This window comes from Stenotrophomonas sp. NLF4-10, from assembly GCF_022359915.1.
Taxonomy (GTDB): Bacteria; Pseudomonadota; Gammaproteobacteria; order Xanthomonadales; family Xanthomonadaceae; genus Stenotrophomonas; species Stenotrophomonas daejeonensis.
Window position 1 is genome coordinate 3,165,765 of the sequence record NZ_JAKSEE010000003.1, and the last position, 12,660, is coordinate 3,178,424.

Sequence of the window (12,660 nt, forward strand, 5' to 3'; positions counted from 1 at the left end):
GGACATCCCGGACCTGCGTGAAACCAGAAAAACTCCAGAAGGGCGGCACCATCTACGCAGGGTGATTCGCGAAGAATCGATTAAGCGATCCCGCTGTCCCGGCGGCGACTCCTTGCCAGATCGAGCTTCCGTGCCCGTCGCCGGTATGCGCTGACCGCGCCTGCGGTCTTTGACGGCTATCGCGCGGGCGGACCCTTGCGACGCCTTCAAAATGACGGACACGACGCCAAGGCGCCGCACCCGCTTGAAACGATTACTTCAGGGTCAGCGACGACTGGTCGACGGTGACGCCCGGGCCCATCGTCGAGCTGACCGAAACCTTCTGCAGGTAGGTGCCCTTCGAGGTGGCCGGCTTGGCCTTGATCAGGTCCAGCAGCAGCGCCTGCAGGTTCGACTGCAGCGCAGCGTTGTCGAAGCTGGCCTTGCCGATGGTGCAGTGGATGATGCCGGCCTTGTCGGTGCGGTAGCGCACCTGGCCCGACTTGGCGTTCTTCACCGCTTCGGCCGGGTTCGCCGACACGGTGCCGACCTTCGGGTTCGGCATCAGGCCGCGCGGGCCCAGCACGGTGCCCAGCTTGCCGACGACGCGCATCGCGTCCGGGGTCGCGATGACCACGTCGTAGTTCAGGTCGCCGGCCTGCATCTTCTCGGCCAGGTCGTCCATGCCGACGGCTTCGGCGCCAGCGGCCAGGGCCTCGTCGGCCTTGGCGCCGGCCGGGGCGAACACCGCCACGCGCACCGACTTGCCGGTACCGGCCGGCAGCACGGTCGAACCGCGCACCTGCTGGTCGGACTTCTTGGCGTCCACGCCGAGGCGCACGGCCACGTCGATCGACTCGACGAACTTGGCCTTGGCGACGGTCTTCAGGATGTTGATCGCGTCCTCGAAGGCATACGCCTTGCCCGGAACGACGGCGGCCTTGATGGCCTTTTCACGCTTGGTCTGTGCCATCTGCTTAACCCTCCACCACCAGGCCCATGGAACGGGCCGAGCCCGCGATCGTACGCACGGCGGCGTCCAGGTCGGCAGCCGTCAGGTCCGGCTCCTTCGCCTTGCAGATGTCTTCCAGCTGCGCGCGGGTGACCTTGCCCACCTTTTCGGTGTTCGGACGCTTGGAACCGGAAGTGATCCCCGCCGCCTTCTTGAGCAGCACGGTGGCCGGGGTGCTCTTGGTGATGAAGGTGAAGGTACGGTCCGAGTAGGCCGTGATGATCACCGGCACCGGAATGCCCGGCTCCAGCTTCTGCGTGGCGGCGTTGAACGCCTTGCAGAACTCCATGATGTTCAGGCCGCGCTGGCCCAGCGCAGGACCGACCGGCGGCGAGGGGTTGGCCTGACCGGCCTTCACCTGCAGCTTGATGTAACCGACAACTTTCTTTGCCATTAGAGTGCTCTCCGGGTGCTAGCGCCTTGCGACAACAGGCTCCCCATCGGACCGGGAATCACGCGTCCCGGCATCGCGTCTTGAAATCCTCGAATCGCACCGAAGGCCACCTCGCGGCAGCCTTCGTGTCGACCCCCGTTGAAGGGAGCCGGAGATTCTAGCAGTTTTTGTGGCGCCAACCTGAACAGGCTGGCGCCGATGCTCAGGCGGCCTTCTCGACCTGCCCGAACTCGAGCTCGACCGGGGTGGCGCGACCGAAGATCAGCACCGACACCCGCAGGCGGCTCTTTTCGTAGTTGACTTCCTCGACCACGCCGTTGAAGTCGTTGAACGGGCCGTCGATGACGCGGACCATCTGGCCCGGCTCGAACAGCACCTTCGGACGCGGCTTCTCGACGCCTTCCTGCACGCGGTCGAGGATGGCGGCGGCCTCCTCGTCGCGGATCGGCAACGGACGGTCGGCGGTGCCGCCGATGAAGCCCAGCACGCGCGGGGTTTCCTTGACCAGGTGCCAGCTTTCGTTGTCGATGCGCGGGATGCCGGCTTCCTCGTGGGTCTCGATCTGGACCAGCACGTAGCCGGGGAAGAACTTGCGCTCGGAACGGCGCTTCTGGCCGGCGCGCATCTCGACCACTTCCTCGGTCGGCACCAGCACGTCACCGAAACGCTCCTGCATTTCGTCACGCACGATGCGGTCGCGCAATGCCTGCGCCACCGACTTCTCGAAACCCGAATAGGCGTGGACGACGTACCAACGCTTCACTGTCATCTCCCTCAATGGCCCAGGAACAGCTGGGTCAACTTCTGGATCACGAAATCGAATCCACCCAGCAGCAGGCTCAGCACGACCACCACCAGAATCACCACCCAGGTCATGCGGATGGCTTCCTGGCGTGTCGGCCACACCACCTTGCGCAGCTCGAAGCGGGACTCGGACAGGAACGACCGGACCCAGTGACCCTTTTCGGTCAGCATGAACACGGCGCCACCGGCCACCAGGCCGACAAGGACCGCCAGCGCGCGCAGCGGGCTGCCCCATGCGCCCAGCTTCGCCGTCGCAACATCCGCCGAGAACCAGAACCAGACGAACAGACCCGCCAGCACCAGCAATGCGGCGCCAACGTACTTGAGCATATCGCCACCGGAAGTGGCGCCCTTGGAGCGTTCGATCTTGCTGTTCATCCGACTCTTGCTGCAGGTGCGACCAAGGTCACGGGAGGGTGAGTGGCAAGTGGCACGCCAGGAGGGACTCGAACCCCCAACCTGCGGTTTTGGAGACCGCTGCTCTGCCAATTGAGCTACTGGCGTATGACTTGAACTGTTGCACGTCCCTTAGACGGCGAAGGCGGACCGAGGTTCCCGGCCCGCCGTTCGCGTAACCAGCAGCAGATTACCGCTGGGTACTGCAGGCTTACTTGGTGATCTTGGAGACCACGCCGGCGCCGACGGTACGGCCGCCTTCGCGGATCGCGAAACGCAGGCCTTCGTCCATCGCCACCGGGTTGATCAGGGTGACCGCCATCTTCACGTTGTCGCCCGGCATCACCATCTCCACGCCTTCCGGCAGCTGCACCGCACCGGTGATGTCGGTGGTGCGGAAGTAGAACTGCGGACGGTAGCCCTTGAAGAACGGGGTGTGACGGCCGCCTTCGTCCTTCGACAGCACGTACACCTCGGCGTCGAACTCGGTGTGCGGGGTGATCGAACCCGGCTTGGCCAGCACCTGGCCGCGCTCCACTTCGTCACGCTTGGTGCCGCGCAGCAGCAGGCCGGCATTGTCGCCCGCCTGACCCTGGTCCAGCAGCTTGCGGAACATTTCCACGCCGGTCACGGTGGTCTTGGCGGTCGGACGGATACCGACGATCTCGATTTCGTCGCCCACCTTGATGATGCCGCGCTCGATGCGGCCGGTCACCACGGTGCCGCGGCCCGAGATCGAGAACACGTCTTCCACCGGCATCAGGAACGGCTTGTCGATGTCGCGCTCCGGGGTCGGGATCCAGCTGTCCAGCGCATCGACCAGCTTCAGGATCGCCGGCACGCCGATCTCGCTCTGGTCGCCTTCCAGCGCCAGGCGGGCCGAGCCCGAGATGATCGGGGTGTCGTCGCCCGGGAAGTCATACTTGCTCAGCAGCTCGCGCACTTCCATCTCGACCAGCTCGAGCAGCTCGGCGTCGTCCACCATGTCGGCCTTGTTCAGGAACACGACGATGTACGGCACGCCGACCTGGCGCGACAGCAGGATGTGCTCGCGGGTCTGCGGCATCGGGCCGTCAGCGGCCGAGCACACCAGGATCGCGCCGTCCATCTGCGCGGCGCCGGTGATCATGTTCTTCACGTAGTCGGCGTGCCCCGGGCAGTCGACGTGCGCGTAGTGGCGGGTGTCGGATTCGTACTCGACGTGCGCGGTCGAGATCGTGATGCCACGTGCCTTTTCTTCCGGCGCGGCGTCGATCGAGGAGTAGTCCTTGAACTCGCCACCGAAGCGCTCGGCGCCGATCTTGGTCAGCGCGGCGGTCAGCGTGGTCTTGCCGTGGTCGACGTGACCGATGGTGCCGACGTTGACGTGCGGCTTGGTGCGCTCGAACTTACCCTTGGCCATGGCTGCTTATCTCGAAATTCGTCTTGAGTGTGATGCGAAGGATGGTGCTCACGAAAGGAATCGAACCTTCGACCTCCTCCTTACCAAGGAGGTGCTCTACCGACTGAGCTACGTGAGCGAGTTGTGCATTATGGCATGAATCGCGCTGCGTTCAATGGAGCGGGAGACGGGAATCGAACCCGCACCATCAGCTTGGAAGGCTGAGGTTCTACCATTGAACTACTCCCGCACCGGGAACGACTGCCACAACGTGAAACTGGTGGAGGGAGGTGGATTCGAACCACCGAAGGCGTAAGCCAGCAGATTTACAGTCTGCCCCCGTTGGCCGCTTGGGTATCCCTCCGTTTCCGCCCCTCTTGGGTGACCTTGGCCTTACCGGTCAGGGGTGGAAGAGCCCGCTATTATGGCGATCGTCCGGATAGTGTCAACAGGAATTTTCACTTCCGGCGAAATTTCCCGCCGCTCATTCATTCGGCATCTGCAGCGCATCGCCGGTGAAGATCGCCACGTGCGGAACGCCGTCGGCGCCGATCCAGCCGCGGTACATGCCTTCGGTGTTGAACGGCATGGCGGCGCGGCCGTCGGCCGACAGCACGATGGCGCCGCCGTCGCCGCCCAACCCGGGCACCTGCCTGACGATCACCTCCTCGCCCGCCGCGGCCGGGCTTTCGCCCAGGTAGTGCATGCGCGCGCAGATCTCGTGCGCGGCCGCCAGGCGCAGGTAGAACTCGCCCCAGCCGGTGCCGGACACCGCGCAGCGCGCGTCGGCCCAGGTGCCGGCGCCGATGACCGGCGAATCGCCGACCCGGCCATAGCGCTTGTTGGTCATGCCGCCGGTGGAGGTGCCGGCGGCCAGCCCGCCCTGCGCATCCAGCGCCACCGCGCCGACGGTGCCGAAGTGCCTGGCCGTTTCCAGATCGGCATGCGCCTGCCCGGCCGCCTCCTCCCTCAGGGCACGCTGCAACTGCTGCCAGCGCTTCTCGGTGCGGAAATACGATGGATCGACCTGCTCGATCTGCTGCTCGGCGGCGAACATCTCCGCGCCCTGCCCGACCATCATCACGTGCGGGGAATGCTCCATCACCGCGCGCGCCAGCAGGATCGGGTTCCTGATCGTGTGCACGCCGGCCACCGCGCCGGCGCGTTGGGTGGCGCCGTCCATCAGCGCGGCATCCAGCTCGTTCCTGCCGTCGTGGGTGAACACCGCGCCGCGCCCGGCGTTGAAGGTCGGGTCGTCCTCCAGCACGATGATCGCCGCGGTCACCGCATCCATCGCCGGCCGGCCGGCGGCGAGCGCCTCGTGGCCCTTGCGCAGCGCGGCCTCCAGCGCGGTGCGCGCGGCCTGCATCTCTTCCGGGCCGAGGCTGCCGCGTTCCACGCCCGCGCCGCCATGAATCACCAACAGGGGCGAGGTGGCCGGCGCGGCCACGGCGGCCGCCGATGACAGCGACGCCAGACCCAGCAATACCGCGGAAGTCAGCTTCATGTGTGCGCTCCTGGAACGGGCCTCGATTCTAGGCATGCCGCCGCAACGACAAACAAGTGCCGGACGGGGCACGGCTTCCGTCCCGGCGGCATCGCCGCCGCGACTGCCCCATGCCCGCCTCCGTTGCGCGGAAGCGAAAAACCCGCCTCGCGGCGGGTTTTCGCATCGTCGTCGGGCAGGCCGATCAGACGTTGAAGCGGAAATGCAGCACGTCGCCTTCCTTGACGATGTAATCCTTGCCTTCCAGGCGCAGGCGGCCGGCTTCCTTGGCGCCCTGCTCGCCCTTGAGGTTGATGAAGTCGTCGTAACCGATGGTCTCGGCGCGGATGAAGCCGCGCTCGAAGTCGGTGTGGATCACGCCCGCCGCCTGCGGCGCGGTGGAACCGGCGCGCAGCTGCCACGCGCGGACTTCCTTCACGCCCGCGGTGAAGTAGGTCTGCAGGCCCAGCAGCTTGTAGCCGGCACGGATCACCCGGTTCAGGCCCGGCTCGTCCAGCCCGAGGTCCTTGAGGAACTCGTCGCGGTCGGCGTCCTCCAGCTGCGACAGCTCTTCCTCGATCGCCGCGCACACCGGCACCACCTCGGCGCCCTCGGCCTCGGCGCGGGCGCGCACCGCATCCAGGTGCGGGTTGTCCGCGAAGCCGTCCTCGGCGACGTTGGCGATGTACATCAGCGGCTTGAGCGTGATCAGGAACATGTCGCGGACCAGCGCCTTCTCGTCCGCGTCGAGGCCGGCCGAACGCGCCGAGCGGCCCTGGTCGAGCGTGGCCGCCAGCTTCTCCAGCACCGGCTTGCGCGCCAGCGCGTCCTTGTCGTTGGCCTTGGCCGCGCGGTTGGCGCGGTCCAGCGCCTTCAGCACCGATTCGAGATCGGCCAGCGCCAGCTCGGTGTCGATGGTCTCGATGTCGGCGATCGGATCCACCTTGTTGGAAACGTGGATGACGTTGCCGTCCTCGAAGCAGCGCACGACGTGGGCGATGGCGTCGGTTTCGCGGATGTGGGCGAGGAACTTGTTGCCCAGGCCCTCGCCCTTGGACGCGCCGGCGACCAGGCCGGCGATGTCGACGAACTCCATCGTGGTCGGGATCACCCGCTCCGGCTTGACGATCGCGGCCAGCGCATCCAGCCGCGGGTCGGGCACCGGCACGATGCCGGTATTCGGTTCGATGGTGCAGAACGGGAAGTTGGCCGCGGCGATGCCCGCCTTGGTCAGCGCATTGAACAGGGTCGACTTGCCGACGTTGGGCAGGCCGACGATGCCGCATTTGATGCCCATGTTTGACAACCTCCTGGGTGAAAGTGATTGGCGAAACGGCGCGCGCGTCGTTTGGCCAATCCATCTCGGGTTCGGGTGGATCGCGGTTGCCGGCCGGCGGCCGGCGCTACCTTGGCGTATGCAGGCGCTTCATGGCCTCGTTGAAATCGCCGGCCACCGCCAGCGGCAGCACGTCGATGGCCGCGTCGATGGCGCGGGCGACCAGCACCTCGTCGTCCTTCGACGCGCGCCCCAGCACCCACGGCACCACGCGGTCCTTGTGCCCGGGGTGGCCGATGCCGATGCGCAGGCGGTGGAACCTGCCGTGACCGAGCAGGCGGATGGTGTCGCGCAGGCCGTTCTGGCCGCCGTGGCCGCCATCGAACTTGAGCCGCGCCGTGCCCGGCGGCAGGTCCAGTTCGTCGTGCGCCAACAGGGTCTGTTCCGGCTCGATCTTCCAGAACCGCTGCGCGGCGGTGACCGACTTGCCGGACAGGTTCATGAAGGTGGCCGGCTTCAGCAGCCACACCGGCTGGCCGCCGACGTCGACCTTGGCCACCTCGCCGAACAGCTTGCTTTCCAGCGTCCAGCGCGCGCCCGCGCGCTCGGCCAGGGCCTCAACGAAATGAAACCCGGCATTGTGCCGGGTCCGGGCGTGTTCGGTGCCGGGGTTGCCCAGACCGACGATAAGTCGCAAGCCAGCCATGCATTCACCGTTGGCTGCGCCCGCCCCGGGAGGGGCGGACGCAACCGGCCGATCACTCGGCAGCGGCCTCGTCTTCGTCGGCAGCGGTCGGCGCCTTGGCGATGACCACGGCGTCGTCGTGGTCCTTGCCCAGCTTCAGCGCCGGGATTTCCACGCCGGCCGGCAGCTTGATCTGCGACAGGTAGATGATGTCGCCGGCCTTCAGCTCGGCCAGGTCGACTTCGATCGACTGCGGCAGGTTGCCCGGCAGGCAGGCGATGCTGACTTCCTTCAGCTCGTGGGTGACGGCGACGTCGGCGGCCTTGCCGGCCGGCGAGACGTCTTCGTTGACGAAGTGCAGCGGCACGGTGGCGTGCAGCACTTCATTCTCGTTCACGCGCTGGAAGTCCAGGTGCATGATCAGCTGCTTGTACGGGTGGCGCTGGATGTCGCGCAGCAGCACCTTCTGCACCTGGCCATCCAGGTTCAGGCCGATGATCGAGGAATAGAACCAGTCGTTGTGCTGGGCCAGCCAGATTTCGTTGTGGTTGAACTCGACCATCACCGGGTCCAGGTCACCGCCGTAGACGATGCCCGGGACCACGCCGGCGTGACGCAGGCGGCGGCTCGCACCCTTGCCCTGCACGTCGCGACGGGCGACCTTGATTTCGTGGGACTTTGCCATTGTTGACTACTCTTGAGTTGGTGCACCGCCAGCGGTGCGTGATGAAGGCCCTTCCGCGACCAGAAGGACCGGTGTCGGCCACCGGCGGTTGCCGGCGGCCGGATCGGGTCAATCCACGTACATCGAGCTGACCGACTCGCCGAAGGCGATGCGGCGCATCGTCTCGGCCAGCATCTCGGCCACGCTGATCTGGCGGATCTTGGTGCAGACACGGGCCACGTCGGACAACGGGATCGTGTCGGTCACCACCAGCTCGTCGAGCTGGGAGTTGTTGAGGTTGTCCACCGCCGGGCCGGAGAGCACGGCGTGGGTGCAGTAGGCGGCGACCTTGACCGCGCCACGCGCCTTCAGCGCGGCGGCGGCGGCGCACAGGGTGCCGGCAGTGTCGACGATGTCGTCGACCATCACGCAGGTCTTGCCCTCGACGTCGCCGATGATGTTCATCACCGTGGCGACGTTGGCGCGCGGGCGGCGCTTGTCGATGATCGCCAGGTCCGCGTCGTCCAGGCGCTTGGCGACGGCGCGCGCGCGCACCACGCCGCCCACGTCCGGGCTGACCACGATCAGGTTGTCGGTGCCGTAGGCGCGCCAGATGTCGGCCAGCAGCAGCGGCGAGGCGTAGACGTTGTCCACCGGCATGTCGAAGAAACCCTGGATCTGGTCGGCATGCAGGTCGACGGTGAGGATCTGGTCGGTGTTCACCGACGAGAACATCTTGGCCGCGACCTTGGCGGTGATCGGCACGCGCGAGGAACGCATGCGGCGGTCCTGGCGGGCGTAGCCGAAGTACGGCACCACCGCGGTGACGCTGGACGCCGAGGCGCGCTTGAGCGCGTCGATGATGACCAGCAGCTCCATCAGGTTCTCGGCGCTCGGCGCGCAGGTCGGCTGCACCACGAACACGTCCTGCTTGCGCACGTTCTCTTGGATCTCGACCTGCACCTCGCCGTCGGAGAAGCTGGAGACCAGCGCCTTGCCCGGCTGCACGCCCAGTTCCTTGCAGATGCTCTGCGCAAGCGGCTTGTTGGCATTGCCGGAAAAGACCAGCAGGTTCGGGGAGTCTTGCATGTGGGCTTTCTCGGGCGGCGGCGAAAGAGCGTGGAGCGGGTGGGACAACGCTGGCCCCGACCATCCGGTGCCGGGCTTTTCCCCTGGCGCCGCACGCGGGTGTGCGGCCTGCGCAGCAGGGGGCTGCATGTTCGAAGTGGCAGGGGCGGTAGGATTCGAACCTACGAATGCCAGGATCAAAACCTGGTGCCTTGGGCCTCTTGGCGACGCCCCTGCATCAAACGATTTCCGTTGCCTCCAGTGCATCGAGCAATGGCGAGCGCTGCACGCCCGCGACCACCCACGCCCGCAGTTCCCCCGGCAATTCCGCCAGCGCCTGCTCTGCGGCGGCGCGCGTGGCGAATTCGACGAAGCAACCGCCTCCCGACCCGGTAAGCCGCACCCGACCGACGCGCGAAAGCGCCTGGAACGCCGCTTCGACGGCGGGCTCCCGGCGCCGCAGCACCGGTTCGAATGCGTTCCCGAGGACGGTCCCGGAAGCGAAGTCCGCTATTTTCGCGGGCGCAGCATCCCGCGTCAAATCCGGGCAGCGGAACAGCTCGGCGGTGGGCACGTGGACACCCGGATCGGCCAGCAGGTACCAGGCCGGCGGCAGCACCAGCGGCGCCAGCTTTTCGCCCACACCCTCGGCCCACGCATTGTGTCCGCGCACGAACACCGGCACGTCGGCCCCCAGTTGCAGGCCGAGGGCCGCCAGTGCGTCCTCGTCCAGCCCGGTGCCCCACAGCGCGTTGAGCGCCACCAGCACGGTGGCCGCGTCGGAGGAACCACCACCGAAGCCACCACCGGCGGGAATCCGTTTTTCGACGCCGATATCGGCACCTTTCGATGATTTAGCGGCTTTTTGCAGAACGATGGCCGCACGCACGACCAGGTCATCGGCCTCGGCGACGCCCGGCACGGAAGCCCCGACACGCCGTATCTGCCCATCGTCGCGCACGCGCAGCGCGATGCGGTCGCCCCAGTCCAGCAGGCGGAACACGGTCTGCAGCTCGTGGTAGCCGTCCGCACGGCGGCCGGTGACGTGCAGGAACAGGTTCAGCTTGGCCGGGGCCGGCCAATGCGACCAGCCCGCCGCTTGCGCGACGGCATTCATGGCTGGCCCAACGTCCATTCGTCGACGATCAGCCGCACCTTGGCGTCGCCGTTGACCGCGTCGATGCGGCGCGGCAGCGGCGGGCGCTCGCCTTCCGGCGGGTACCAGTCCAGATAGTCGATGCGCCAATCGTCCTGCTGCAGCACGCGCGGGCGACCCTCGGCATCGAAACCCCGTCTGGCCGCCTGCGCGCCCGTTGCGGGCATGCCGCGCACCCAGGCGGCCAGTTGTTCCACTGGAATCTCCCAGCCCGTGGCCTGCAGCAACAGCTGGCCGGCATCGCCGCCGCTGCGCGGGCCGCCTTGCAGTCCGTCCAGCCGTACCGCCTGCCCGGCGCCGCCGCTCAACTGCCAGCTCTGCCGGGTCACCGGCGCGGCGAGGCTGACCTGGTAGGCGTCGCCCTGCTGCTGCCAATCGATGCGGCCGCTGCCGCCGTTGCGTCCTTTGCTGACCGCGACCCGGCCCTGGAAAGACCATTGCGGCGACAGCGCCAGCATCGCCTGCCGCGCCGTTTCGACCGCCGGCTCGGGCATGAACGCGACGTCCTCCGGTGGCGCCTGCCGCGTCGCCAATGAACCACAGCCGCCCAATGCACCCGCCACCAGCAGCACCGCCGCCGCCCGCCATGCCGTTGCCGTCATGCGCCCAGTGCCTCCATCGCGCGCAGCAGGGCGCGGTTGTCCGGGTCCAGCTTTCGCGCCTCTTCGAAGAAGTGCCGCGCCTCGTCGCGCCGCCCCAGCACCCACAGCACCTCGCCGACATGCGCGGCGATTTCCGGGTCCCGATTCAGGCTCCACGCCCGGCGCAGCTGCACCAGCGCCTCCTCGTTGCGGCCCAGCCGGTACAGCACCCAGCCATAGCTGTCGACGATGGCGGCATTGTCCGGCTCGGCCACGCGGGCGCGGTCGATCAGCTCCAGCGCTTCCTGGTGGCGCTCGGTACGGTCGGCCAGGGTGTAGCCCAGCGCGTTGAGCGCAGCCACGTTCTCCGGCTCGGCGACCAGGATCTTGCGCAGGTCGGCCTCGGCGCGCGGGATGTCGTCGCCGCGTTCCCAGGCCAGCGCGCGTGCATACAGCAGCGCGCTGTCGTCCGGCCAGGCGGCCAGCCCACGGGTCAGCACCGCCACCTCGGCATCGTTGTGGCCGTCGCGCTGCTGCAGTTCGGCTTCCAGCAGGTAGGCGTCGCGGCGCAGGTCGTCGTCCACCGCGGCATCGGCCTGGATCGCGTGGACCTCGTCGCCGGCCTGCGCCTTTTCGCCCAGCTCGTGCAGGGCATTGACCGCGCGCAGCCGCGCCTCGCCGCGATGCGGGCCGCCCGGCACGCCGTGGTACCAGTCCACCGCCTCGCGGTAATGCTTGAGGTATTCGGCGATCCGCCCCAGCAGCAGGCGCTGGTCAGGATCGGGCTTGTCCGCCCGGGCCGCGATGTCCCGGTACAGGGCCTGCAGCGCCGCGTCGTCCTTCTGCTTGGCCAGCAGCGCCGCGCGCATGCCCCAGGTCTGCACGTCCTGTTCGCCGGCCGACAGCACCCGCTCGGCCGCCCCCGGCTCGCCGAAGGCATCGTAGGAATAGGCCAGCGCATTGCGCAGCTCGGCATCGTCGGCCGCCTTCGGCTCGATGCCGCGCAGCAGCGCCAATGCCTCCTCCTTCTTGCCGGCCTGGTTGAGCTGGGAGGCATGCAGCAGGGCTACGCGCGGCTCGTCGGGAAAGCGCCTGACCACCTCGCCGACCATGCGCTGCGCCAGCTGCGGCCGCTCCATGCGCAGGGCCAGCCGGCCGAACTCCTGCCAGGCTTCCAGTTCGTCCGGAATCGCCCCGGCATCGACCAGTTCGCCCAGCACCTTGGCCGGCGCGGCCGGGTCGCGACCGCCGGCAGCCAGCGCCAGCAAGGCGTGGCGCCACGCCCGCGGCTCGGGCGAGCGCAGCACCGCCAGCAACTCCTTGCGCGCCAGACGGGTATCGCCCTGGCGCAGCGCCAGCGACGCGCGGGTGCCGCGCAGCGCCAGCGAGCCGGGGTCGCGCTGCGCCCACAGCGCCAGCGCCTGCCGGGCGCGCGCGTCGTCACCGGCCAGCATGGCGATGCGGGTGGCGCGCTCGGCCAGGCCCACGTCGCCGGTGGTCTGCTGCGCCGCCTGCAGGTACCAGCGCGCGGCATCGGCCAGCTTGCCGGCCTGCAGCGCGAATTCGCCGGCCAGCACCGGCTCCAGCGGGGTTTCCTGCCCGGCCACGGCCGCCGGTGCCGGCTGCGCGGGGGCGGCCGGCAACTGCCACGGCAACAGGGAAAGCAGCAGAACGCTGCATGTGCGGAAACGTGTTCGGCTGAAATTGGGCATCTACTGCAACCGGGCCGTAAAATGGCGGGCCTCAACAGCCAGCAGCTTATCGCAAGCAACTGAACA

General features: G+C 67.9%; 13 protein-coding genes and 5 tRNA genes. All 18 read right to left on the minus strand.

Annotated features, from left to right (window positions below; all coding sequences use genetic code 11):
- Nucleotides 1-253: 253 nt before the first annotated feature.
- The gene (gene rplA / locus MIC98_RS15060) at nt 254-952 is read right to left on the minus strand and encodes a 50S ribosomal protein L1 (RefSeq protein ID WP_057639233.1); all 699 of its coding nucleotides are present in this window, start codon (nt 950-952) and stop codon (nt 254-256) included.
- Nucleotides 953-956: 4 nt separating this feature from the next.
- Entirely contained in the window at nt 957-1,385 is a 429-nt protein-coding gene (gene rplK / locus MIC98_RS15065; protein WP_057639234.1) for a 50S ribosomal protein L11, read from the minus strand.
- Nucleotides 1,386-1,587: 202 nt separating this feature from the next.
- Nucleotides 1,588-2,154 carry a transcription termination/antitermination protein NusG gene (gene nusG, locus MIC98_RS15070; protein ID WP_239737694.1) on the minus strand — a complete coding sequence of 189 codons (567 nt, stop codon included), beginning with the start codon at nt 2,152-2,154 and terminating at the stop codon, nt 1,588-1,590.
- Between the two features lie 5 nt (nt 2,155-2,159).
- On the minus strand, nt 2,160-2,567 hold the full coding sequence (secE, locus tag MIC98_RS15075; protein ID WP_057639236.1) for a preprotein translocase subunit SecE: 408 nt from the start codon (nt 2,565-2,567) through the stop codon (nt 2,160-2,162).
- Nucleotides 2,568-2,617: 50 nt separating this feature from the next.
- Nucleotides 2,618-2,693 (minus strand) — tRNA-Trp (locus MIC98_RS15080).
- A 103-nt stretch (nt 2,694-2,796) separates the two neighbouring features.
- A complete protein-coding gene (gene tuf / locus MIC98_RS15085) occupies nt 2,797-3,987 on the minus strand; it encodes an elongation factor Tu (protein ID WP_239737695.1) in 1,191 nt (396 codons plus the stop codon).
- A gap of 42 nt (nt 3,988-4,029) precedes the next feature.
- Nucleotides 4,030-4,105: transfer RNA gene (locus tag MIC98_RS15090), tRNA-Thr, on the minus strand.
- A gap of 37 nt (nt 4,106-4,142) precedes the next feature.
- Nucleotides 4,143-4,216, minus strand: a tRNA-Gly gene (locus MIC98_RS15095).
- A 28-nt stretch (nt 4,217-4,244) separates the two neighbouring features.
- Nucleotides 4,245-4,330: transfer RNA gene (locus MIC98_RS15100), tRNA-Tyr, on the minus strand.
- Nucleotides 4,331-4,450: 120 nt separating this feature from the next.
- A complete protein-coding gene (locus MIC98_RS15105; RefSeq protein ID WP_239737696.1) occupies nt 4,451-5,473 on the minus strand; it encodes an isoaspartyl peptidase/L-asparaginase in 1,023 nt (340 codons plus the stop codon).
- Between the two features lie 184 nt (nt 5,474-5,657).
- Entirely contained in the window at nt 5,658-6,749 is a 1,092-nt protein-coding gene (ychF, locus tag MIC98_RS15110) for a redox-regulated ATPase YchF (protein WP_239737697.1), read from the minus strand.
- A 106-nt stretch (nt 6,750-6,855) separates the two neighbouring features.
- Nucleotides 6,856-7,434: an aminoacyl-tRNA hydrolase gene (gene pth / locus MIC98_RS15115; protein WP_239737698.1), complete on the minus strand. Its 579-nt coding sequence runs from the start codon at nt 7,432-7,434 to the stop codon at nt 6,856-6,858.
- 52 nt (nt 7,435-7,486) lie between these two features.
- Complete coding sequence (locus tag MIC98_RS15120) at nt 7,487-8,098, minus strand: 50S ribosomal protein L25/general stress protein Ctc (RefSeq protein WP_239737699.1); 612 nt, start codon at nt 8,096-8,098, stop codon at nt 7,487-7,489.
- 108 nt (nt 8,099-8,206) lie between these two features.
- The gene (locus tag MIC98_RS15125; protein ID WP_057639310.1) at nt 8,207-9,166 is read right to left on the minus strand and encodes a ribose-phosphate diphosphokinase; all 960 of its coding nucleotides are present in this window, start codon (nt 9,164-9,166) and stop codon (nt 8,207-8,209) included.
- A 137-nt stretch (nt 9,167-9,303) separates the two neighbouring features.
- Nucleotides 9,304-9,380: transfer RNA gene (locus MIC98_RS15130), tRNA-Gln, on the minus strand.
- 3 nt (nt 9,381-9,383) lie between these two features.
- Nucleotides 9,384-10,262, minus strand: coding sequence for a 4-(cytidine 5'-diphospho)-2-C-methyl-D-erythritol kinase (gene ispE / locus MIC98_RS15135; RefSeq protein ID WP_239737700.1), 879 nt, complete (start codon nt 10,260-10,262; stop codon nt 9,384-9,386).
- On the minus strand, nt 10,259-10,903 hold the full coding sequence (gene lolB, locus MIC98_RS15140; protein WP_239737701.1) for a lipoprotein insertase outer membrane protein LolB: 645 nt from the start codon (nt 10,901-10,903) through the stop codon (nt 10,259-10,261). Before lolB ends, ispE begins: the two co-directional genes overlap by 4 nt.
- Nucleotides 10,900-12,594: a tetratricopeptide repeat protein gene (locus MIC98_RS15145; RefSeq protein WP_239737702.1), complete on the minus strand. Its 1,695-nt coding sequence runs from the start codon at nt 12,592-12,594 to the stop codon at nt 10,900-10,902. The genes lolB and MIC98_RS15145 overlap by 4 nt, the downstream gene beginning before the upstream one ends.
- Nucleotides 12,595-12,660 lie beyond the last annotated feature (66 nt).

Bases quoted from the DNA above. Each gene is read 5' to 3' on its own strand.
- rplA (WP_057639233.1), bottom strand. From the start codon at position 952: ATGGCACAGACCAAGCGTGAAAAGGCCATCAAGGCCGCCGTCGTTCCG.
- rplK (WP_057639234.1), bottom strand. From the start codon at position 1,385: ATGGCAAAGAAAGTTGTCGGTTACATCAAGCTGCAGGTGAAGGCCGGT.
- nusG (WP_239737694.1), bottom strand. From the start codon at position 2,154: ATGACAGTGAAGCGTTGGTACGTCGTCCACGCCTATTCGGGTTTCGAG.
- secE (WP_057639236.1), bottom strand. From the start codon at position 2,567: ATGAACAGCAAGATCGAACGCTCCAAGGGCGCCACTTCCGGTGGCGAT.
- tuf (WP_239737695.1), bottom strand. From the start codon at position 3,987: ATGGCCAAGGGTAAGTTCGAGCGCACCAAGCCGCACGTCAACGTCGGC.
- MIC98_RS15105 (WP_239737696.1), bottom strand. From the start codon at position 5,473: ATGAAGCTGACTTCCGCGGTATTGCTGGGTCTGGCGTCGCTGTCATCG.
- ychF (WP_239737697.1), bottom strand. From the start codon at position 6,749: ATGGGCATCAAATGCGGCATCGTCGGCCTGCCCAACGTCGGCAAGTCG.
- pth (WP_239737698.1), bottom strand. From the start codon at position 7,434: ATGGCTGGCTTGCGACTTATCGTCGGTCTGGGCAACCCCGGCACCGAA.
- MIC98_RS15120 (WP_239737699.1), bottom strand. From the start codon at position 8,098: ATGGCAAAGTCCCACGAAATCAAGGTCGCCCGTCGCGACGTGCAGGGC.
- MIC98_RS15125 (WP_057639310.1), bottom strand. From the start codon at position 9,166: ATGCAAGACTCCCCGAACCTGCTGGTCTTTTCCGGCAATGCCAACAAG.
- ispE (WP_239737700.1), bottom strand. From the start codon at position 10,262: ATGAATGCCGTCGCGCAAGCGGCGGGCTGGTCGCATTGGCCGGCCCCG.
- lolB (WP_239737701.1), bottom strand. From the start codon at position 10,903: ATGACGGCAACGGCATGGCGGGCGGCGGCGGTGCTGCTGGTGGCGGGT.
- MIC98_RS15145 (WP_239737702.1), bottom strand. From the start codon at position 12,594: ATGCCCAATTTCAGCCGAACACGTTTCCGCACATGCAGCGTTCTGCTG.